Consider the following 21307-nt stretch of genomic DNA (forward strand, 5'->3'; position numbering starts at 1 on the left):
ACCATGAGTAAGCAAAACAGAAGAGAATTCATCAAGAAAAGCACTGCTGCTACTTTGGGCCTTTCGGCCTTGGGTGCGGTTGGTTTTTCCGCGAAATCCTATGGTAGGATCATCGGTGCAAATGAGCGGTTGAATGTAGCGATCGCTGGTTTGGGCCGTAGGCTTGGCGCATTCTATGAACCAATCGGTCTGGAATCGAGCAATGTAAACTTGATGTACCTCTGTGATGCAATGCAGTCTCAGATGCCAAAAGCGGCCAAAAACTTTGAGAAATACATCAGCTATGCTCCAAAACTTGAGCAGAATATCATGAAAGTATTGGATGATAAAGAGCTCGATGTATTGATCAATGCAACCCCGGATCACTGGCATGCACCGGGGACTTGGCTGGCTTTGGAAAGAGGAAAACATGTCTATGTCGAGAAGCCCTGCTCCCACAATCCCCATGAAGGGGAGCTATTGATCGCGTTGCAAAAAAAATACAACAAAGTCGTCCAAATGGGAAACCAGCAGCGCTCGGCTCCCGAAAGCCGGGAAATAATCGCTGCGATTCACAACGGGGCGATTGGTAAAGCCTTTATGGCGAAAGCCTTCTACAGCAATAATCGTGGGACTGTTCCAAACCCCGTAGCCCAGGCTGCCCCAGCTGGTTTGGATTGGGACCTTTTCCAAGGACCTGCTCCACGAAAACCCTACATGCATGATACCTGGGACTACAACTGGCACTGGTACGGTTGGGATTATGGAACTGCCGAAACAGGAAACAATGCGACTCACGAACTGGATGTGGCACGATGGGCTTTACAGGTGGATTATCCGAGTGAAGTGATGGTAGTGGCCGGCAAAATGCACTTTCCGGAAGACGGCTGGACGATGTACGACACCATGGATGCTACCTTCAAGTTTGGGGGCAACAAAGTCATTCAGTGGGACGGAAAAAGCCGAAACTCCTACAAAACATACGGTTCTGACCGGGGTACAATTATCTATGGGACTGAAGGTTCAGTTTACGTGGACCGAGGCGGATACAAGCAATTTGACCGGAGCGGAAAAATGGTAAAGGAAAACATGGGTGGTGGAACTGAAGGTGGTACCCAACTCGGAGGTGGAGGAGACATGAGTACCACTCACGTGGTCAATTTCTTCAATGCAGTACGGGGACTTGAAAAACAAAACTCCAACATTGAGGACGGGGCTGTTTCAACGCTCCTTTGCCATTTGGCGAATATCAGCAGCAGAACGGGGGAAACTTTGATTTGTGACCCTAAAAACGGCCACATCCAGAACTCTGAAAAAGCCAAAGCCCTTTGGACAAGGGAGTATGAAAAGGGCTGGGAACCTCCAAAAATTTGAATAAAATAACTGATTGGTTTTCTTTTTTATCCAACACCTGCTTTCGAATCGAGAGCAGGTGTTTTTTTTCAAATTGGATCCCGAATTCATGACTTACTAACTTTTTACAATAATCATAACGATACAATCATTCGATTAACATTTATTCAATCAATTGAAAGTTTTTAGGTAAAAATTAAAATAAAATCGGGTTTTGGAATTGTCATTTTTTCAGCCGCAATCGATTCCGTAATTACAGCTTTTGAAGTTTTGAACATCACTGACCTTCTGTCTACCTTTTATGTAGGAAAATAGATGAATTTTTCCGCTCATCATTTTTCCAAAAATTACCCAATGATTGAACCAATTCTATCTTATAACAATAACCCACTTAACTATGCGTACAAAATTTTACACCTACCTATCGGTGGTGTTGATGCTGTTGCTTAGCGCTGGCTATGCGCAAGCACAGGATGTCCAAGTAAGCGGTACTGTTGCGGATGAATCAGGATCACCCCTACCGGGTGTGACGATTCTCCTCAAAGGGACCACTAAAGGCACAACCACTGATTTAGATGGAAAGTATTCCATCTCTGGTCCAGCCACAGGCGTGCTGGTATTTTCATTTATCGGTTACACTCCTTTGGAAGAAACAATCGGAAACCGAAGTCTAATTGATGTAAGTCTCAGTCCTGACTTAGCTGATCTGGAAGAGATCGTCGTAGTCGGATACGGTACTGTCAAAAAAAGTCAGCTTACCGGCGCAATTTCCTCAGTTGGAACTAAAGAAATCCAGGAACTTCCGATCACCGATGCAAGACAGGCCCTTCAAGGCCGGGCAGCAGGCGTGGATGTAACCCAGGCAGGCTCCAAACCAGGTTCAGCTCCACAGGTTCGTATCCGTGGACGCCGTTCCTTCAACGCCTCCAACGAACCACTCTACGTTGTGGATGGAATTCCAACCGTTGGGGGGATTGGCGACATTAACCCTGGAGATATTACGTCCATGGAAGTTTTGAAAGATGCCTCTGCCACAGCAATCTATGGCTCAAGAGGATCCAACGGGGTTGTGCTGATCACAACCAAGCGAGGAAGTGTAGGTAAAACCGTAGTTTCCCTTGATTCCTATTATGGAATCAATGAGGAAATGGGCAGAATCGACGTATTTAATGGTGAAGAGTTTGCAGAATACAAAAGAGAATCAAGAAGAACTGTCGGAACCTATCCTGCAGGAGCTGCAACTCCAGAAGCGGATGCCAAAATTTTTGAACCGGTAGAGCTTGAAAGCATCCAAATGGGCCGCAGTACTGACTATGTAGCGGGTTTGATGCAACGGGGAAATATCCAAAGCCATCAGATCGGTGTGAGTGGTGGTAGTGAAAAGACTACCTTCTTCGTATCAGGTAACTATTTCAAAGATGTGGGTATTATTCAGAATCAAGACTTCACTCGGTATACTTTCCGTATCAACCTGGACCATCAGCTGAACAAAAAGGTAAAGATCGGAACCTCTACTCTAGTCACTTACAGTGAAAGAAACGGGGAAAATTTCAACCCAATCGGAGGAGCTTTGGCTGAAAACCCACTTGGCAAACCCTACGATGACGAAGGCAACATAATATTTATGCCAACATCAGATGGATTAAGAACCAATCCATTTGCAGAAGTGGTGCCGGGCGCACAAGTCGATGAAACCTTCAGAACTAGAATTTTCAACAGTGTCTTCTTAAACTGGGAAATAACCAAAGGTTTGACCTATCGATTGGTCTTGGGACCTGACTTCAACGTCAGCAGATCCGGTCGATTCACTGGTTCTCAGACTAATGAACGACGCGGTGCACCCCCTACTGGAAGTGTGGACGAAAGATTCCAGTTTAATTACACCATTGAAAACATTTTGACCTACCAAAAAGTCTTCGGTCAAAATCACAATCTGAAAATCGACTTGCTGCAGTCATTCCAGAAGGACAAGTGGGAGCAAAGCACCATCAGCGTATTGGGAATTCCTGCACCTTCCCAATTATATCACAGATTGGGCGACGCTTCCCAAATCACCGGCGCAAATACCAACTTGGTAGAGTGGGCCCTCCTCTCCTACATGGCTAGGGCGAATTACAGTTTCAAAGGAAAATACCTCATAACAGGTACTATCCGGGCTGATGGAAGCTCTCGTTTCGGTGAAAACAACAAGTTTGGATATTTCCCTTCTGTGGCTTTTGGCTGGAATGTCGATCAAGAAGACTTCCTGAAAAACTCCTCTTTTATAGATCAATTGAAATTGAGAGCAAGTTATGGGGCTATCGGAAACCAGGCGATCAACCCTTACCAAACTCAGGCTTTGCTGGGAAGAACCAGCTATGCCTGGGATAATACCGCAGCATTTGGTTACCGCCCAAGCTCCATCGGGAATCCTGACCTGAAGTGGGAAACGTCCACGACATTCAACGTGGGTACGGATTTCTCTATTTTCAAAAACCGCGTCTTCGGTTCCTTGGAATATTACATCACAAATACCTCAGATCTCTTGGCTCCCCAGCCTTTACCTAACTCCACTGGTTTTGGAGGATTCACTACCAACATCGGCGAAACTCAAAACCGAGGTGTTGAGCTTAGTTTGTCCACCCTGAACATTGAGAGAGGCGATTTTGTATGGCAGACGGACATTATCTTTACCCGTAACCGGGAAGAAATCCTATCGCTTCCCAACGGAGACGATATTGCGGCTGGCAGATTTATTGGACAGCCATTGACCGTTTTCTTTGATTATAAAAAACTAGGCATCTGGCAAACAGAGGAGAAAGACGAAGCTGCAGTTTATTCTGATGTACCTGGGACGATCAAGATACAGGACACCAACGATGACGGCAAGATCAATGCCTCAGACCGGGTGATCTTGGGTTCAACAGTCCCTGATTTCTCTATGGGTATGACCAACCGATTCAGTTTCAAATCCTTTGACTTCTCATTCTTCATCTTTGGACGTTTTGGTTCGATGATCAACAGTGAGTTCCACACCAACACCAACTATTTGGCTGGTCGATACAATAACCTGGATATTGACTATTGGACACCAACCAACCCAACAAATCTTTATCCAAGACCTAACCAAAACCAGGAGTTTCCGAAATACAATACGTCTCTCAGGTATTATGACGGTACGTTTGTCAAAGTCAGAAACATCAATCTGGGCTATAACTTCGGAGAAAACGCTTTGGAAAAAATCGGTCTGTCCAGTTTGAGACTATACAGCAGCATCCAAAATCCGTTCATTTTCGCAAACTATCGAAAAGTTCATAAGGGAATTGACCCTGAAGTATTTATGGATGGAGAGCAAGGTGTAGGAGCAGGAGTTGTCAACGCGAATATTACCCCGCCGACCGTTCAGTTCACCTTCGGTATCAACGCGAAATTTTAACACCAAGAAAATTTGACGATGAAAAAAATATCAAAAACATATAAAATGATATCCTGGATCAAGACCGGAGCTTTGGGCTTGACGCTTTCTTTGGCCGTTTCATGCCAGGATGCACTACAGGAAGATGTCGTCTCCAATATCGGAAACGACTATCTGAACACAGCAAAAGGACTGGATGACGGAGTAAATGCTGCTTACACCTCATTGAGAGCTTGGTATGGTACAGAGCGAGGACACAGCTTAACAGAGTTTGGTACCGATATTTATACCAACGGAGCGGATGGGTCATGGAAGTTTATGAATACCTATACCACTGACTTTGACTCCCAAAACGGGTTCGTTCGAGAGATTTGGGATGAGTTTTATCGGGGTATCAACACCTGTAATGCAGTCATAGACCGTTCGGTGAATGTCACAGGTGTCAATGAGACAACCCTCAAGCAGCGGATTGCAGAGGTCAAGTTTATCCGGGCTCACCACTATTTTCTGTTGGTTCAGCTTTTTGGACCAGTTGATTTGCGGCTCACTGAAACACTTGCTCCTACCAAAGAAGTAACCCGTGCACCGATTTCGGAGATCTACTCCGCGATTATCTCTGATTTGGAAACCGCCATTCCGGATTTGGAGGCTTTGAAGGCATCTGCCCAATATGGAAGGGTGACAAGGCCAGCTGCACAGCATTTGTTGGCCAAAGTCTATATGACCAAAGCAACCTCTGAGGCAGCTTCTCCAGATGATTTTGCCAAAGCTGAGCCTTTGTTGAAAAGCGTGATCAGTGACTATGGATTTATTTTGTTGCCACAATTTTCTCAAATTCACCAGTTTGGAAATGAAAGAAATGACGAAATCGTCTGGGCTATTCAATACACCCGTGATCCGTTGACAAACCAGCAAGCAAATACCGCAGCTAATCCTGTTCTAAACAACGGAAACAATTCCCACCTCTATTTTCTGATGGAATATGACGTCCAGCCAGGAATGAGAAGGGATACCGAAAACGGCCGGCCATTCAAAAGATTCCGAATGACTCCTTATGCAATTAACACCGTGTTTGCAGACAGGGTAAATGACAGTCGGTACAAAGCCTCCTTCAAAGACACGTATTATTCCAACAGACCAGGGACCTTCAATACCAACTTTGACCTTTCTAAAACCTCAGTCACTTTTGCTCAAGGAGATACTGCAATCTATATTCCGGGATATGAAATGTCTCTTGCTGAACGAGCCACCAAAAAGTATCAGGTATTGGTTCCTAGTCGATATGACGAGAGATTATTCCCAGCTTTGAAAAAACACCTCGATCCGGGACGAGTAGACTTGACACAGGAACAAGGTGGACGGGATTTTCCCGCCATGCGATTGGGTGAGACTTACCTCCTACTTGCCGAAACGCAGCTAAAACTTGGGAAAGTTGCAGATGCAACAGCCACGATCAATGTAGTGAGAAGAAGAGCTGCATTCTCTGGAAAAGCAGCAGCAATGGAAATCACACCTGCTCAAATGACCATGGAATTCATCATGGAAGAAAGAGCGAGAGAATTGATCGGTGAGCAATTCAGATGGTTGGATCTGAGACGCTGGGGAGTTTTGGTAGAGCGAGTAAAACTTTACAATGCGCAAGCTGCTCCAAACATAAAGAACCACCATGTATTGAGACCTATCCCTCAGAATCAAATTGACAGAACTCAGGGCGGTGCAAGTGCCTTTCCTCAGAACGAAGGGTATTGATTTCTAATTCCCCTCATAAACAAAACAGCCCTGAATATTTCGGGGCTGTTTTTCGTTTTAGGCAACCAAACAAATTAAACTGCGATGGTCGATGATCGGATGATGATTTTTGAAGGAATACTAATCAACTGATTGGGAAGGTCTGGTTGACGGGGCTTTGTCAGCTTTTTCATCAAAAGCTTAGCACATTCCTCCCCGATCGTAAATGCCGGCTGAGTGATGGTAGTCAAAGAAGGAGTCAAAAGTCCTGCAATACTTAAATTGGAAAAGAAACTGATGATTTTTAGGTCCTCAGGAATCTTGATGTCTGTTCTTTTGACAGCATGGTAGGTGGCCAAAGCCAATTTTTCCACCGAAGAAACCAGCCCATCTGGGCGATCCTCTGAAAGCAACATCTTACGGATTGCCTCAATGTTATTTTCCTCTTCATGTGCACAAGTCACCTGAAGTGAAGGAGTAGGCGAAAGTCCGGCAGCCTTCAAAGCATCCAGGTAGCCGCGGTACCTTTCCTTGGTGATGGACAGTTCTTTGGAAAGCATCAGAAAAGCAATCCTTCTGCACCCCTGCTGGATCAAATGTTTAGTGCCTTCAAAGGCGCTTTCATAATCATTCGTAATGAACTTGGTTGTTGGGATACTTTCGCAAATCCTGTCAAAAAATATCAAAGGAAATCCCCGCTCATGCAGCCTAGCCAAATGCGAAATATCACTGGTTTGGCTGGAAACTGACATCACAATCGCATCCGCCCGACCGTTCATCAACAAATTGACAATTTTCTTTTCACGCTCCACATCCTCGTGTGTGCTGTAAACCAGAAGATGATATCCATGCTGTTGGGTTACTTCCTCGATTCCGTCAATAACTTTTGAAAAAAAACTGCTCATCCGCTCCGGCATGACCACTGCGATGGTCTTGCTTTTGTTTTCTCTCAAACTTCGGGCAAATGGATTGGGCTGATAATTCATCTTTTCAGCCATGCTGACAACCTTTTTCTTGGTTTCCTCGCTGATTTCGTAACTGTCGTTTAGGGCACGAGACACTGTCGAAGGCGATAGCTTCAACTCTGCTGCCAGCTCTTTCAGATTGACTCCGGTACTCATAGGGTATAATGGGTTAATAGTGCAATTGGTTGGTCGAATAAATTCGAGGGGGTCAATTTAAAGAAATTAATCCACTTATATAATTTCGCAATCGTTTCCGTATTTTAATGCCGTTCAGGTGCTATTTCAGGGTAAATTTAACTTGGCAATATGACCCCTGATTAGCTCCTAACCTCCTTTATGATACCAACTCAAACCCAAAGCTCCTTCCTTACCGAAGACTTTTTATTGCATACTGATTTTGCAAAAATCCTTTATCATGATTATGCTAAAAATCTTCCGATAATCGATTATCACAACCACCTCCCTCCTGCTGAAATAGCCCAGAACAGGCAGTTTGAAAATATCAGCAAAATCTGGCTGGCAGGAGATCACTACAAGTGGCGGGCCATGCGGACCCTCGGGATCTCAGAAAAGTTTATCACCGGAGATGCCTCCGACACCGAGAAGTTTGACAAGTGGGCTTACACAGTCCCATACACCATGCGAAATCCACTTTATCACTGGACGCACATGGAATTGAGAAGGTATTTCGGGGTGGATGAGTTGTTGACTTCTGCCAATGCTACAGAAGTTTATCTACACACTTCCGAAATGCTTCAAAATCAGGAATTCCGTGCACAGGGGCTTTTGGAAAGGATGAAAGTGGAAGTGGTCTGCTCCACCGACGATCCTGCAGATTCCCTGGAGCATCATGTGGATTATTTCTACGCCAATGGAAAAGTAAAACTTTACCCCGCTTTCCGACCCGACAAATCATTCGCAATCGAGAACCCTGAAAGCTATAAATCCTATCTCAACAGACTTGGATCTGCTGCTGGGTTTGAAATTTCCTCCTTCGACCTTTTGATTGAGGCTTTGTCAAATCGGATTGATTTTTTCCATACTATGGGTTGCAGACTTTCTGACCATGGATTGGAAAACCTGGTCTATTCTTCAGAAACCAAGCTTTCAGCAGACAGCATCCTGATCAAAGTTCTCCGAGGAAATATCCCTTCTGTCGAAGAAGTTGAATATTTCAAATTCAAAGTCCTCAAAAAACTCTGCAAAATATACCACGCCAAGGGTTGGGTTCAGCAGTTTCACCTGGGAGCTCTGAGAAATACCAATACCAGAATGCTGCGTGTATTGGGGCCAGATACAGGTTTTGATTCCATCGGGGATTTTGACCAGGCAAAGGCAATGGCGGCTTTTCTCAATGAGCTCGACTCCTCTGACCAACTGACCAAAACGATCCTTTATAACCTTAATCCACGCGACAATGAAGTTTTGGCTTCGATGATCGGAAATTTCAACGATGGATCAGTAAAAGGAAAAGTCCAGTTTGGCTCCGGTTGGTGGTATCTGGATCAAAAAGACGGCATGGAAAAACAGATCAATGCCCTCTCCAACATGGGCTTAATCAGCTGTTTTATCGGTATGTTGACGGATTCCCGCAGTTTCCTTTCTTTTCCACGTCATGAATATTTCCGCAGAATCCTTTGCAACCTGATAGGCAAGGATGTCGAAAACGGCGAACTTCCCTGGGATGAAAAGTGGCTTGGCCAATTGGTCACGGACATTTGCTACCAAAACGCCAAAAACTACTTCGATTTTTCTCCTTCTAACTACAAACTCTAAATGAGCACATCTACCCTTTTTTCCCTGGAAGGAAAGAAAATTGCCTTCTCAGGTGCCACTGGTGTCTTGGGAAAAACCATGGCGCTTCATTTGGCCGCGGAAGGTGCAGAACTGCTGATACTTGGCCGCACACCTGAGAAAGTCAATGAACTGGTAGCTGAAGTCAATGCTTCCAGTGGCAAAGCCTGGGGATATTTTGCAGATGTGACGGATGAGGAATCTCTGGAAAAAGTCGCCAAAGTCATCGAATCTCAACATGGTCATATCGATGTTCTGATCAATTCCGCTGGAGGAAATATGCCCGGAGCTGTGATACGACCGGATCAGAATTTTCTGGATCTGGATTCCCAAGCTTTGCGAAAAGTCATGGATCTAAACTATCTAGGGACAGTTCTTCCCATCAAAGCATTGCTTCCTTTGATGCTTAAAGTAGGGAAAGGAAACATCCTCAATATCAGCTCAATGGCAGCATCCAGACCCATGACTCGAGTGATGGGATATGCCTCTGCAAAAGCTGCAATCGACAACCTAACTAAATGGCTCTCGGTCGAATTGGCCCATAAGCATGGACCTGAGTTTAGGGTAAATGCGATTGCTCCAGGATTTTTTCTCACAGAACAAAACCGGACTTTACTGACCGAACCAGATGGCAGCCTAACCCAACGCGGAAATCAAATCAAGACCCACACCCCAATGAACCGATTTGGGAAACCAGAGGATTTGTTGGGTGCCTTGCAGTGGCTTTGCAGCGATGCTTCGGCATTTGTAACAGGAACGATTATACCTGTTGACGGCGGATTCAGCGCCTATTCCGGAGTGTAAAATGGTTAAGAGTTAATGGTTAAAAGTTAATCGTTGATCGAATTAACCCTTAACTTTTAACACTTAACCTTTAACTTGAAAGAGCAATAACAACTAACCAATAACCAAACACCTTTTTTCCATGAGCTACAAAATGGAACAAACCATGCGCTGGTATGGTCCCAAAGATCCCGTTAGTCTTAGAGATATTCTCCAATCCGGTGCCACCGGTATCGTCACTGCCCTGCACCATATTCCAAACGGGGAAGTTTGGAGCCGGGAAGAGATTCAGGCCCGAAAAAACATGATCGAAGAAGCCGGACTTACCTGGTCTGTCGTGGAATCGGTGCCTGTCCATGAAGTGATCAAAACCCGCACCGGGGATTATCTTCAAATTATCGAAAACTACAAGCAAACTCTTCGAAATCTGGCTGCTGAGGGTGTTTTCATAGTTTGCTACAATTTTATGCCAATTCTGGACTGGACCCGCACCAACCTGGAATACGAGCTTCCGAATGGAGCAAAAGCTTTGCTTTATGAGAAAAAAGCAGTCCAGGCTTTTGACCTTTTCATTCTTCAAAGACCTGAGGCATTTTCAGAATATTCTGAAGACGAAATCGCCGCAGTCAAAGCCTATTACGAGGGGCTTTCTCCCGATGCCAAGCAACTGATTATTGACAATATCCTGAAAGGACTACCGGGTTCGGAAATTGGCTACACCATGGACGAGTTCAAGGCCATGCTGAAAACCTATGAAGGAATCGATGCCAAAAAACTTGCCGAGCATTTGCGCCTTTTCCTGGATGCCATCTCTCCAGTGGCTGAGGAAGTTGGCGTTTATCTCTGTATTCATCCTGATGATCCTCCATATTCACTTTACGGACTTCCAAGAGTAGTCAGCACTGCTTCAGATGCCAGAAGGATTCTTTCCGAAACCCCAAGCAAACACAACGGATTGACCTTTTGTACGGGTTCGTATGGAGTGAGAGCAGACAATGACCTTCCTGCAATGGTAAAGGAGTTTGGAGAACGAATCCATTTTATCCATTTGCGCAGCACCAAAAGAGACGCAGAAGGTAACTTCTTCGAGGACAACCACCTGGAAGGAAATGTGCCTATGGTCGCTGTGATCAATGAAATTTTGAATGCCCAGGAAAAATATGGGAAAAGCATTCCGATGCGCCCCGATCACGGCCATCAAATGCTGGACGATCTTCACAAAAAAACCAACCCGGGCTATTCTGCCATTGGTCGCTTGAAAGGCCTGGCTGAAATCAGAGGGGTCGAGGAAGCCTTGCTTTGGGCGAAAAAGCAGTAGGCCTGGAAGCTTGGAGTAAGAGAGAGAAGTGAGTAGTGAGTAGTAAATAGTGAACGATTCGAAAGCTCGTAAATCGTAAATCAAAAATCGTAAATCCCCATGATCGAGGACTTTTCTCCCATCCCCAAATCCTATTCAGAAATTCAAAAAGCCACTGTCGAAAGTGGCTTTACTATGGCTTCTGACTTGGCCATAGGTTCTTTGCTCAGAACTTTGGCTGTCAGCAAACCAGGCGGAAGATTTTTGGAACTTGGAACCGGAACTGGACTTTCTACTTCCTGGATTTTGGAAGGAATGGATCACAACTCACGACTGACAACCATCGACAATGATGTGGCCTGCCTGAGCATAGCGCAAAAGTATTTGGGCAATGATCCCCGGCTTAATCTTCAATGTATCGATGGAGAGGATTGGATAAATGCCAACCTGGCCAAGCGATTTGACCTCATCTTTGCGGACACCTGGCATGGAAAATACCTGATGCTGGATCATATTTTGGAAATGCTGAAACCCTCAGGTTTTTACATCGTCGACGACATGAATCCTCAGCCCAATTGGCCGGAAGGTCATGCGGAAAAGGCAGAAAAATTTATAGAAAAGCTCGATTCCTCCAGATTTTTGACGCTCACTAAAATGAACTGGTCTACCGGGATCATCGTGGCTACAAGAAAATACTAAGTCTATTTCTTAACACTTAAAAAAGTTCTGCCAGGAAATAGATTTGACCAAAAAGATACTTCCCTCATTTTCAACCATCCGTCATCTTTTGGAATAAATGTTGTGAATAAGTTGAATGCAACGCGATATCTTGCACTAAACCTGTCAAATTGGAACCTGCTTAAGTGCTTAAAAAAGCGCTTCATTACTTCATGAAGAAAACCTCCCTCCTTTTTATTTTCTCCTTTATTACCCTTTTTTCCATTGGAACACTGGCAATGGTCACCTACCAGCCAGAACTCAAAAAGAAACTTAAGGAAACCTATTCGACCCTTCTCGAAAATAATACGAACCAAGATTCAATCGAATTAGTTGAGCCGATTCCTGAAGAAATCCACGCTCCCATCGAGTTGCCAGATTTTAAGGGCAGGCTGAAAAAAGACACCTATGAAGACCACCTCATCGCTGCTGAAGGCTCTGGGATCGGATTGATTCAGAATGAAAACCAACTCAATCAACTTTTGGCTAATGGAGTTTTGGTGGAAGCAAGTGCAGGAGCAGGTTACAAAGTTGACTCCCTGACACATAGTGTTCCTTTTGTTACCCAAAATTCAAAAAAAGTCCTGGAAGAGCTGGGTAGAACCTACGAAGCGTTGGCAGGTGAAGGAAACTATTTCACTGTTTCCTCGGCCACTCGCACGATAGATCAACAAAAGAATCTAAAAAAGAGAAATCGAAACGCAACCGCCGGTCCCAGTTCCCATTCCTATGGAGTCTCATTTGATATCTCCTTTATCCGATTCAACGGAATAAGAAACTACGACCAAAAGGCACAAAAAAACCTGGAAGCAGTACTCAAACATTTCCAAAAGGCAAATAAAATCTATGTTATCAAGGAGAGAAGGCAGGCCTGCTATCATATTACGGTGAGATAATTCTCCCATTGACAGACAACAAAAAAGACCGCCTCGCAGCGGTCTTTTTGAGTTTTATACCTCCAAGCCTTTGTGAGTGTCTTCACTCACAAATCCGAAATCTAAATCAATACCCCAACACCTTCAGCATACTTTCCTCGGTCTGATCTTTGGCGAAAAGTTTGTGGGTGACATTGCCGTTTTCGTCCCGGTCGATCAGCACATGCTTGGGTGCAGGAATCAGACAATGCTGGATTCCGCCATATCCGCCGAGGGATTCCTGGTAGGCTCCTGTATGGAAAAAGCCGATGTACTGCTTTCTTCCGGGCTCGATCTTGGGCAAGTAGATATTGAATTGGTGGGCTTCAGAGTTGTAGTAGTCCATGCTGTCGCAGGTCAGACCACCCAGTGAAATCCCCTGATAGGTTTCATCCCAGTTGTTTACAGCCAGCATGATATATTTTTGGTTCAATCCCCAGCTGTCCGGCAATTGAGTGATGAAGGATCCGTCGATCATGTACCAGAGTTCCTTGTCGTTTTGGAGCTTTTCTTCCAATACCGAATACAAAACCGCTCCACTCTCTCCTACTGTGTAGCTTCCGAATTCGGTAAAGATGTTAGGCTCGGTGGTGTTGTTTTTGGCACACATCCACTTGATGTTTTTCACGATCTGATCCGCCATATATTGGTAGTCATAATCGAAAAACACATTGGTTTTGATCGGCCAACCGCCACCTATATCCATGGTATCCAAGCTTGGAGCTATCTTTTTCAGATCTACATATTTCTGGATAAAACGGGTCAGTTCAGACCAGTAATAAGCGGTGTCTTTGATTCCAGAATTGATGAAAAAGTGAAGCATCTTCAGGCTGACCTGAGGATTGTTTTTGATTTTTTCCTCATACAGGCTGAGGATATCATTGTATCTCACCCCAAGTCTGGACGTATAGAAACCAAACTTTGGCTCCTCATCCGCAGCGATCCGTATCCCAACCTGAAAGGGAACTTTCACATGCTCCAGGTAATAATCGATCTCGCCAAGGTTGTCCAGGATTGGGATACAGTTTACAAAACCGTCATTCAGCAATTCGCTGATGTATTTTTTGTACAACTCACGTTTGAAGCCGTTGCAGACGATATAGGTATCCTTGGTAATCTTTCCCTTAGCATATAAACTTCTCACCAAAGGAATATCAAACGTGGACGAAGTCTCAATATGAATGTCATTTTTCAGGGCCTCGTCCAGAACAAAGCTGAAATGAGAGGACTTGGTGCAATAGCAGTAGGTGTATTTCCCGTGGTAATCGTGCGTTTGGATCGCGTTGTTGAAGTAGGACTTCGCATTCTGAATGCTTTCCGAAATTTTGGGCAAATAGGTCAATTTGAGCGGTGTGCCGTAGGTTTCGATTATCTCCATCAGATTGACACCATTAAAAAAAAGCTCATTGTTCTCCACATGAAACTCTTTGGTTGGAAAATCAAAGGTCTGCTGGATCAGGTCAATGTATCTGTTCATTTACCGGGGGTTTAGAATACATGAAATAAGGCTGCAAAAATTGCCCTTTTATTGGCGGATTTCAAGCGAAAAAAGGACAAATCCTATTCGAATTTGTCCCTTATAGTTGAAAGTTAATATTTGCTTAATCCCAAGCCGCACCATGAAGTGCTGAATTCAACAAAGCTTGCTCTGCCCGAAAGCGCTTATTGTTCTCAATTACTTTACCCAGTATCTCTTTAAACTTCACTTCCTTTTTCAGGAGTTCGATGATTTGGTTAAAAAACCGGACCACTTCTTTTTTCTCATTTTGGGAAAATGTGAAGAAAGCCTGGGTTCTGTCGAAGTCATAAATGAAACTCAATGATTTCGGCTTTCCCAACAAAACCAAGCCTCTAAACAGCGGAAGAAGTTGCTCAAAACCTTTCTCGAAACGGCACATTCCCTGCATTTGATTGGCAACCGGCTGCGAAAAAATTTTCAGGATTTCCTGTTTACCCACTTTGAAATGAGCCAATTCAGGTTTCGTAGTAACAGTCCAGGTATTTGATTTCAAATCGGAACTGATGAATTGTGCTACAGCGCTCATGATGATAGATATTGAATTAGATTACAAGCCAAAAGTAAAGCGTGATTTTCTATTTTCCTACATTCCCTATAATTTTTATAGACTAATGATAAGGAAAAATTTTGCCTTTCCTGTAAAAAGGGCCAAAATTGAAATCTGAGGCCTTTTATGTAGTTTTACTTCAAGAAAAATAACCCTGTTTAAAAGCCCAAATACCAACTCAGAGATGAGAAAAATCAAACTCGTAGAAGTACGATCCGAAATTGCTGCGGGTACACGCGGAGCCAGCATGGGGATCGATGCTTTGAAAATTGCCAGCCTAGACAAGAAGTCAGGCTTTTTCACCCAATTTGATCCGATTAATGTTCCCGATGCCAACAGTTTTCTCTGGAAAGGAAACAAGCATCCAAATGCCAAATACATCGATGGAGTTTATCAGGTTTTGAAGAACGTGTATTCTACCATCGAATCTCTCCGGCTGGAAAAGAAATTTCCGATTGTCCTTGCCGGCGATCACAGCACGGCAGCCGGTACGATCATGGGTATTAAAGCCGCAAATCCAGAAAAGCAACTGGGTGTGATTTGGATTGACGCCCATGCAGATCTTCATACGCCTTTTACAACCCCATCTGGAAATATGCACGGCATGCCTCTTGCCATGGCAACCCACTTGGACAATTTCGATTGCAAAGTCAATGAACCTGGAGCCGAGACGGTTACTTATTGGGAAAAAATCAAAAAAATCGGTGGTGATTTTCCGAAAATTGACCCGAAGGATATTGTTTTTATTTCAGTCCGGGACACAGAAGAACCCGAAAACCATCTGATCCGGAAATACGGAATCAAAAACTTCAGCACCCAGGAAGTACGGGAAAAAGGCATTGAAAAAGTCGCGGCTCAGGCTTTGGAAACCTTAAAAGATTGCCAGCAAATCTACATTTCCTTTGACGTGGATAGTCTGGACAGTTCCATTTCTATGGGAACCGGTACGCCTGTTCCCAACGGACTGACCGTTGAGGAAGCCATCCAGCTCAATGCCCATTTGATCCGGGATAAGCGCGTCTGCTGCTGGGAAATCGTGGAAGTCAACCCTACCCTCGACACCGAAAACACCATGGCCGAAGCAGCCTTCGAAGTCCTGGAAACCACCACGAAATCATTGGTAGAAAATTTTTAACTTTAAACACTGAGGATTTTTTAACCACTAAGGACGCAAAGTTGCACAAAGGAAAATGGGGGATTTTGGCCTTTATACCGAAGACGAACTTAGCAATTAAGTCATTGGAGTTGCTTTTGATGTTCATTCCCAACTAGGTCCGGGATTATTGGAAAATGTCTACAAACAAGTCTTTTATTATAAGCTGCTTAAAGAAGGGTTCAATGTTGAAATGGAAAAATCGATGCCAATTCAGGTTGACGAAATCCACCTTGACTTGGGTTATAAAATAGATCTCCTGGTAGAAAACAAACTTGTCCTTGAATTGAAATCAGTAAAGGAGATTACAAATGTCCATGTGGCACAAGCAATAAATTATTTAAAATTGGGCAATTTTAAATTGGGGCTTATCCTCAACTTTAATGTTGCTCATTTGAAATCAGGTATCAAAAGAGTGATTTTAACTAAAGGCCCAAGACAATTCTAAAAGCATTCTTTGCGTACCTTCGCGTTCTTTGCGGTTAAAATCCTCCGTGGTAAAAAGCGGTTTGAAAATTAGAAAATGAACATTCAAGAAAATATCATCCAGGGCATTCAGCTGGCTTTTCAGAATATTTACAATCATGATCTGCCTTTGGATCAGATTGCCCTCGCTCCTACCCGAAAGGAATTTCAGGGAACCTATACGTTTGTGGTTTTCCCCTTTTTGAAAATCTCCCAGGCAAATCCTGAGGCCACTGCCAAGCAAATCGGAGAATATCTTAAAGCAAACGTTCCGGCAGTTACGGACTACAACGTCGTCAAAGGATTTCTAAACCTTGTCTTGAACGAACTGGTTTGGGTAGACCTTTTTCAGCAAATCTATTCCAACCCAAATCTTGGTCAACTTCCTCTAAACGGCCAAAAAGTGATGGTGGAATACTCCTCTCCTAACACCAACAAGCCGCTTCACCTGGGCCACTTGCGCAATAACTTCCTCGGATTTTCTGTCGCGGAAATCCTCAAAGCCAACGGATATGAGGTCATCAAAGCCAATTTGGTCAATGACCGCGGAATCCATATCTGCAAATCCATGGTGGCTTACCAGCACTTTGGAAATGGCGAAACTCCTGAGTCTTCAGGATTGAAAGGTGACCACTTGGCAGGAAAGTATTATGTGCTCTTCGACAAGGAATACAAAAAACAAATTGACGAACTGAAATCCTCTGGACAAACTGAGGAGGAAGCCAAAAAAAATGCTCCTATAATCCTGGAGGCCCAGGAAATGCTCCGAAAGTGGGAAGCTCACGACGAAGCTGTGGTTTCCCTATGGAAGCAAATGAACGAATGGGTGTATGCTGGATTTGATGCCACTTACAAAAAGATGGGGGTCAACTTTGACAAGTTCTATTACGAGTCAGACACCTACCTTTTGGGTAAAGATATCGTGGAAGAAGGGCTGGAAAAGGGCATCTTTTTCAAAAAAGTAAACGGCTCTGTCTGGGTGGATCTAACTGATGAAGGACTGGATGAAAAGCTCGTCCGACGTGCCGATGGGACTTCGGTTTACATCACACAAGATCTTGGCACCGCCGATTTGAAATACAAAGATTTTCAAATAAATAAATCTGTTTATGTCGTTGGAAATGAGCAGGATTACCACTTTGAGGTCTTGTTTAAGATCATGCGGAAATTGGGCAGGTCGTATGGCGATGGATTGTATCATTTGTCGTATGGAATGGTCGATTTGCCTACCGGAAAAATGAAGTCCCGAGAAGGAACTGTGGTCGATGCCGATGACCTGATGCAGGAAATGGTCGAAACTGCCGAAAAGCATACCAAAGAACTCGGCAAAATCGAAGGCTTCACCGAAGAGCAGGCAAAAATCCTCTATGAAATTTTGGGCATGGGAGCTTTGAAATACTTTCTGCTTAAAGTTGACCCGAAAAAGCGGATGCTGTTCAATCCTCAGGAATCAATCGAATTTCAAGGCTACACAGGGCCTTTCGTTCAATATTCCCATGCGCGAATTGCAGCTATTTTAAGAAAAGCAGATCAGATCGGTGTGGCCTACCAAAACGCTGATTTCTCTGGCATTAGCGAATTGGCTGAATCTGAGATTGCCCTGATTTTGCTTCTAAATGACTTCGAAAAGAAAATTCAAGTGGCAGCTGAGGAATTTTCCCCGGCGGTCATTGCTCAGTATCTTTTTGATTTGGCAAAAGAATACAACCGATTCTACGCGGATCTTCCTATTTTCCATGAAAAAGAACAACAGGTTCAAGCGTTTCGTGTTGCACTCTCAGCCTTGACTGCCAAAACAATCAAAAAAGGAATGAGTTTGCTAGGAATAGCTGTCCCAGAACGAATGTAATTATGAAGACTACCCTCTTATTTATCAGCATTATCCTCTTTGCCTGTGGCCAAACTCTCGAAAGACCAAGCGACCAGGCTGAATTTCACCCCTCATTTGATCAAACAATGGAAAGTTCCTTTTATGATTTCAAGCTGAAAGACATCAACGGCAAAGAAGTTGACTTCTCCGAATTCAAAGGCAAAAAACTCCTCCTGGTCAACGTGGCTTCCAAATGCGGCTATACCAAACAGTACGCCCAACTCCAGGAATTGTATGCCACGCACGGAGACGATATCCTGATTCTTGGCTTTCCTGCCAATAACTTCGGTGGCCAGGAACCGGGCTCCAACGAGGAAATCAAGGAGTTCTGCTCCACTGAATATGGAGTCACTTTTCCGATGTTTGAGAAGATTTCCGTCAAAGGCTTTGATAAGCATCCGCTTTACAGATGGCTTTCCGATGCTTCCCAAAACGGCTGGAACAACGAGGAACCGAGCTGGAATTTCTGCAAGTATTTCATCAATGAAAAAGGCGAACTGGTTAAGTTTTTCCCATCTTCTGTGACTCCATTGGATGAAGAAATCCTTAATTTAATCGGAGCCTGATTCCAGTATTTTTGCTTTGAAAAAAGAAATTAAATCCAAAAAAGAAGCCTGGCTGCACGCGGTCAGGCTTCGGACTTTACCCTTGGCTTTAGCCAGCATTTTTGCAGGTTCTTTTCTTGCAGAATGGCAAGAAAGCTTCCGCTGGGAAATCCTCCTCCTTGCCTCACTCACAACCATTTTTCTCCAAATCTTGTCCAATCTGTCCAATGACTATGGTGACACAGTCCATGGGGCAGATTCCGCCGAAAGAAAAGGCCCTGTCAGAGCCGTCCAATCCGGGATGATTTCTTTGGCTGAGATGAAGCGGGCGATGTACCTGTTTGGGATTTTGTCGCTGGTTTCAGGATTGCTGCTGCTCTATTTTGCAGTTCAGGATTGGAAGCTGTTTGCGCTCTTTTTGGGGCTTGGATTAGCTGCGATTTGGGCTGCAATTTCCTATACTTCAGGAAGCAATCCATACGGTTATGCCGGCTTGGGGGATATTTCGGTTTTTCTGTTTTTTGGTTTACTTGGAGTATTGGGCACCTTCTTTCTTCATACCCTGAGCTTTGAGCCGCTCATTTTATTGATCGGCATTTCATTGGGATTATTTAGTACAGCTGTACTCAATATCAACAACATCCGGGACATCGAGTCCGACCAAAAAGCCGGCAAAAAGTCAATTCCGGTACGCATTGGCAGAAAAGCTGCTGTTCGGTACAATTGGGGGCTATTGGCTGGGGGCTATTTTTGCCTGATCGGTTTTGCCATTTTCAGTGACCACTTATTTTCTCTTTTGGCAATTTTAGCTTGGCCATTGATGATGAAGGTCGGATATGGTGTTCAGCACGCACAATCTTCTGCTGAAACAGATCCTTTTCTCAAAAAAATGGCCCTAAGCACGCTACTTTGGGTTATCCTTTTTGGAGTGGGCTTGCTTTTTTAGCAAAAGCTGGCAAAAATCATTTTCCTGTCGCTTTAAATGGCTAATTTGGGGAATAACAACAACCCTAAACTGCCATGATCAAAGTCCTTGTTCCATTTGATTTTTCCCAAACAGCACAACACGCACTCAATTTTGCCACCAGTATGGCAGACTCTTATCACCAGGTTGAAATTACTGTATTCCATGTAGTTGAAACTCCTGTCTCTACCGGCATGAGTACGATGGGAGGTGGATTTGATGCCCTTCCTGATCTGCAAAACAATATTTTTTATATGGAGCTGATTGAAACCCGCAAAAAGCAATTTGCGGAATTGGAAAAGAAATATATCGGATCCAAATACGGTTTTAAAACCAAATTGGTCCTTGGAAATGTATTCAAAGGGATTGTAGAGGCAATCAAAGAGGAGGCACCTGATCTGGTCATTATGGGTTCAAAAGGAAGCTCCGGACTCGAAGAAGTGCTAATCGGTAGCAATACCGAAAAAGTGGTCAGAAATGCCACCTGCCCTGTAGTCACCATCAAGGCAGATACTCCTTTTGAAAAAATGAAAAAAGTGGTTTTTGCCTCTGATTTCAAAGAATCCGACGATGAAGTAGCTGCAAGGATCAAACGAATGCAGGCGATATTCAATGCGGAATTCTATTTTGTAGTAGTCAATACTCCTGGAAATTTTGAAACCACCAGAGAGTCAATAGCCCGGATCAAAATGTTTGTCCAAAAATATCACTTCGAAAACATCAAAGCTGAAGTTTACAATTCAATGTCCGAGGAGTCTGGCATTATCGAATTTGCTGACGATGTAGACGCAGACCTGATCGCGATGACCACACACGGCAGAACCGGACTTTTGCATCTGATCACAGGAAGCATTGCTGAGGATGTGGTCAATCATTCAAAAAGACCCGTTTGGACTTACAAAACCCGGTGATTAAAACTTAAATTTGAGGCCTGCACCAAAATGCAGGCCTTTTCATTTTCTCATGAGCAAGAAAAACAACGACTGGAAAAAACGGGACGGAGTGGTCTACTCCACCAGTGATAATTTTGAATACAATTTTGGAGATCAGGAAGCGTCGGAAACCCTCCCCCCTTCCCAGCAAAAACTAAAAGTTTTGCTGGACAAAAAAGCTAGAGCAGGTAAGCAGGTTACTTTGGTAGAGGGATTTGTCGGAACCGAGGATGATCTGAAAGAATTGGGAAAACTGCTCAAAAACAAATGTGGTGTGGGTGGCTCTGCTAAAGACGGCGAAATCCTCATTCAGGGTGACCATCGGGACAAAGTTCTACAGGTATTGCATCAGTCCGGATATGGCGCTAAAAAATCCGGAGGGTGAGTT

General features: G+C 44.1%; 18 protein-coding genes. 15 read left to right on the forward strand and 3 right to left on the reverse strand.

Features of this window, described 5'->3' with window-relative positions; all coding sequences use genetic code 11:
• Nucleotides 1-3: 3 nt before the first annotated feature.
• The 3 genes from B0E43_RS25685 (at nucleotide 4) to B0E43_RS25695 (ending at nucleotide 6475) form a co-directional block, all read left to right on the forward strand.
• Nucleotides 4-1353 (forward strand): Gfo/Idh/MocA family protein, encoded by a 1350-nt coding sequence (locus tag B0E43_RS25685; RefSeq protein ID WP_077346920.1) that lies wholly within the window; start codon nucleotides 4-6, stop codon nucleotides 1351-1353.
• Between the two features lie 376 nt (nucleotides 1354-1729).
• A complete protein-coding gene (locus B0E43_RS25690; protein WP_077346922.1) occupies nucleotides 1730-4747 on the forward strand; it encodes a TonB-dependent receptor in 3018 nt (1005 codons plus the stop codon).
• Between the two features lie 45 nt (nucleotides 4748-4792).
• Nucleotides 4793-6475: a RagB/SusD family nutrient uptake outer membrane protein gene (locus tag B0E43_RS25695; protein ID WP_254423356.1), complete on the forward strand. Its 1683-nt coding sequence runs from the start codon at nucleotides 4793-4795 to the stop codon at nucleotides 6473-6475.
• 74 nt (nucleotides 6476-6549) lie between these two features.
• Here the strand turns inward: B0E43_RS25695 and B0E43_RS25700 are convergent, their stop codons facing one another.
• Entirely contained in the window at nucleotides 6550-7575 is a 1026-nt protein-coding gene (locus tag B0E43_RS25700; protein WP_077346926.1) for a LacI family DNA-binding transcriptional regulator, read from the reverse strand.
• 180 nt (nucleotides 7576-7755) lie between these two features.
• Between B0E43_RS25700 and uxaC the strand changes: the two genes are divergently transcribed.
• The 5 genes from uxaC to B0E43_RS25725 all read left to right on the forward strand — a co-directional run bounded on the left by uxaC (nucleotide 7756) and on the right by B0E43_RS25725 (nucleotide 12906).
• A complete protein-coding gene (gene uxaC / locus B0E43_RS25705) occupies nucleotides 7756-9195 on the forward strand; it encodes a glucuronate isomerase (RefSeq protein WP_077346928.1) in 1440 nt (479 codons plus the stop codon).
• Nucleotides 9196-10017: an SDR family oxidoreductase gene (locus B0E43_RS25710; RefSeq protein ID WP_077346930.1), complete on the forward strand. Its 822-nt coding sequence runs from the start codon at nucleotides 9196-9198 to the stop codon at nucleotides 10015-10017. It abuts the gene before it with no gap.
• A 121-nt stretch (nucleotides 10018-10138) separates the two neighbouring features.
• Nucleotides 10139-11314, forward strand: a complete 1176-nt coding sequence (gene uxuA, locus B0E43_RS25715; protein ID WP_077346933.1) for a mannonate dehydratase — start codon at nucleotides 10139-10141, stop codon at nucleotides 11312-11314.
• Nucleotides 11315-11413: 99 nt separating this feature from the next.
• Complete coding sequence (locus tag B0E43_RS25720; RefSeq protein ID WP_077346935.1) at nucleotides 11414-11992, forward strand: O-methyltransferase; 579 nt, start codon at nucleotides 11414-11416, stop codon at nucleotides 11990-11992.
• A 191-nt stretch (nucleotides 11993-12183) separates the two neighbouring features.
• A complete protein-coding gene (locus B0E43_RS25725; protein WP_077346937.1) occupies nucleotides 12184-12906 on the forward strand; it encodes a DUF5715 family protein in 723 nt (240 codons plus the stop codon).
• A 106-nt stretch (nucleotides 12907-13012) separates the two neighbouring features.
• Here the strand turns inward: B0E43_RS25725 and B0E43_RS25730 are convergent, their stop codons facing one another.
• Together B0E43_RS25730 and B0E43_RS25735 are read right to left on the reverse strand one after the other, a co-directional pair.
• Nucleotides 13013-14401 carry an arginine decarboxylase gene (locus B0E43_RS25730; RefSeq protein WP_077346939.1) on the reverse strand — a complete coding sequence of 463 codons (1389 nt, stop codon included), beginning with the start codon at nucleotides 14399-14401 and terminating at the stop codon, nucleotides 13013-13015.
• Between the two features lie 124 nt (nucleotides 14402-14525).
• Nucleotides 14526-14969, reverse strand: coding sequence for a hypothetical protein (locus tag B0E43_RS25735; protein WP_077346941.1), 444 nt, complete (start codon nucleotides 14967-14969; stop codon nucleotides 14526-14528).
• Nucleotides 14970-15174: 205 nt separating this feature from the next.
• Between B0E43_RS25735 and rocF the strand changes: the two genes are divergently transcribed.
• The 7 genes from rocF (at nucleotide 15175) to B0E43_RS25770 (ending at nucleotide 21304) form a co-directional block, all read left to right on the forward strand.
• Entirely contained in the window at nucleotides 15175-16125 is a 951-nt protein-coding gene (rocF, locus tag B0E43_RS25740; RefSeq protein WP_077346943.1) for an arginase, read from the forward strand.
• Nucleotides 16126-16228: 103 nt separating this feature from the next.
• A complete protein-coding gene (locus tag B0E43_RS25745) occupies nucleotides 16229-16591 on the forward strand; it encodes a GxxExxY protein (protein WP_256386899.1) in 363 nt (120 codons plus the stop codon).
• Nucleotides 16592-16666: 75 nt separating this feature from the next.
• Entirely contained in the window at nucleotides 16667-18457 is a 1791-nt protein-coding gene (gene argS / locus B0E43_RS25750) for an arginine--tRNA ligase (RefSeq protein WP_077346945.1), read from the forward strand.
• Between the two features lie 2 nt (nucleotides 18458-18459).
• Nucleotides 18460-19044 (forward strand): glutathione peroxidase, encoded by a 585-nt coding sequence (locus B0E43_RS25755; protein WP_077346947.1) that lies wholly within the window; start codon nucleotides 18460-18462, stop codon nucleotides 19042-19044.
• A 16-nt stretch (nucleotides 19045-19060) separates the two neighbouring features.
• Nucleotides 19061-19969 (forward strand): 1,4-dihydroxy-2-naphthoate polyprenyltransferase, encoded by a 909-nt coding sequence (locus B0E43_RS25760; protein WP_077346949.1) that lies wholly within the window; start codon nucleotides 19061-19063, stop codon nucleotides 19967-19969.
• Between the two features lie 74 nt (nucleotides 19970-20043).
• Nucleotides 20044-20898, forward strand: coding sequence for a universal stress protein (locus tag B0E43_RS25765; RefSeq protein ID WP_077346951.1), 855 nt, complete (start codon nucleotides 20044-20046; stop codon nucleotides 20896-20898).
• A 52-nt stretch (nucleotides 20899-20950) separates the two neighbouring features.
• Nucleotides 20951-21304 carry a translation initiation factor gene (locus tag B0E43_RS25770; RefSeq protein WP_077346953.1) on the forward strand — a complete coding sequence of 118 codons (354 nt, stop codon included), beginning with the start codon at nucleotides 20951-20953 and terminating at the stop codon, nucleotides 21302-21304.
• The last annotated feature ends 3 nt before the right edge of the window (nucleotides 21305-21307 follow it).

Source organism: Algoriphagus sp. A40, assembly GCF_002002735.1.
Lineage (GTDB): Bacteria > Bacteroidota > Bacteroidia > Cytophagales > Cyclobacteriaceae > Algoriphagus.

Bases quoted from the DNA above. Each gene is read 5' to 3' on its own strand.
- B0E43_RS25685 (WP_077346920.1), top strand. From the start codon at position 4: ATGAGTAAGCAAAACAGAAGAGAATTCATCAAGAAAAGCACTGCTGCT.
- B0E43_RS25690 (WP_077346922.1), top strand. From the start codon at position 1,730: ATGCGTACAAAATTTTACACCTACCTATCGGTGGTGTTGATGCTGTTG.
- B0E43_RS25695 (WP_254423356.1), top strand. From the start codon at position 4,793: ATGATATCCTGGATCAAGACCGGAGCTTTGGGCTTGACGCTTTCTTTG.
- B0E43_RS25700 (WP_077346926.1), bottom strand. From the start codon at position 7,575: ATGAGTACCGGAGTCAATCTGAAAGAGCTGGCAGCAGAGTTGAAGCTA.
- uxaC (WP_077346928.1), top strand. From the start codon at position 7,756: ATGATACCAACTCAAACCCAAAGCTCCTTCCTTACCGAAGACTTTTTA.
- B0E43_RS25710 (WP_077346930.1), top strand. From the start codon at position 9,196: ATGAGCACATCTACCCTTTTTTCCCTGGAAGGAAAGAAAATTGCCTTC.
- uxuA (WP_077346933.1), top strand. From the start codon at position 10,139: ATGAGCTACAAAATGGAACAAACCATGCGCTGGTATGGTCCCAAAGAT.
- B0E43_RS25720 (WP_077346935.1), top strand. From the start codon at position 11,414: ATGATCGAGGACTTTTCTCCCATCCCCAAATCCTATTCAGAAATTCAA.
- B0E43_RS25725 (WP_077346937.1), top strand. From the start codon at position 12,184: ATGAAGAAAACCTCCCTCCTTTTTATTTTCTCCTTTATTACCCTTTTT.
- B0E43_RS25730 (WP_077346939.1), bottom strand. From the start codon at position 14,401: ATGAACAGATACATTGACCTGATCCAGCAGACCTTTGATTTTCCAACC.
- B0E43_RS25735 (WP_077346941.1), bottom strand. From the start codon at position 14,969: ATGAGCGCTGTAGCACAATTCATCAGTTCCGATTTGAAATCAAATACC.
- rocF (WP_077346943.1), top strand. From the start codon at position 15,175: ATGAGAAAAATCAAACTCGTAGAAGTACGATCCGAAATTGCTGCGGGT.
- argS (WP_077346945.1), top strand. From the start codon at position 16,667: ATGAACATTCAAGAAAATATCATCCAGGGCATTCAGCTGGCTTTTCAG.
- B0E43_RS25755 (WP_077346947.1), top strand. From the start codon at position 18,460: ATGAAGACTACCCTCTTATTTATCAGCATTATCCTCTTTGCCTGTGGC.
- B0E43_RS25765 (WP_077346951.1), top strand. From the start codon at position 20,044: ATGATCAAAGTCCTTGTTCCATTTGATTTTTCCCAAACAGCACAACAC.
- B0E43_RS25770 (WP_077346953.1), top strand. From the start codon at position 20,951: ATGAGCAAGAAAAACAACGACTGGAAAAAACGGGACGGAGTGGTCTAC.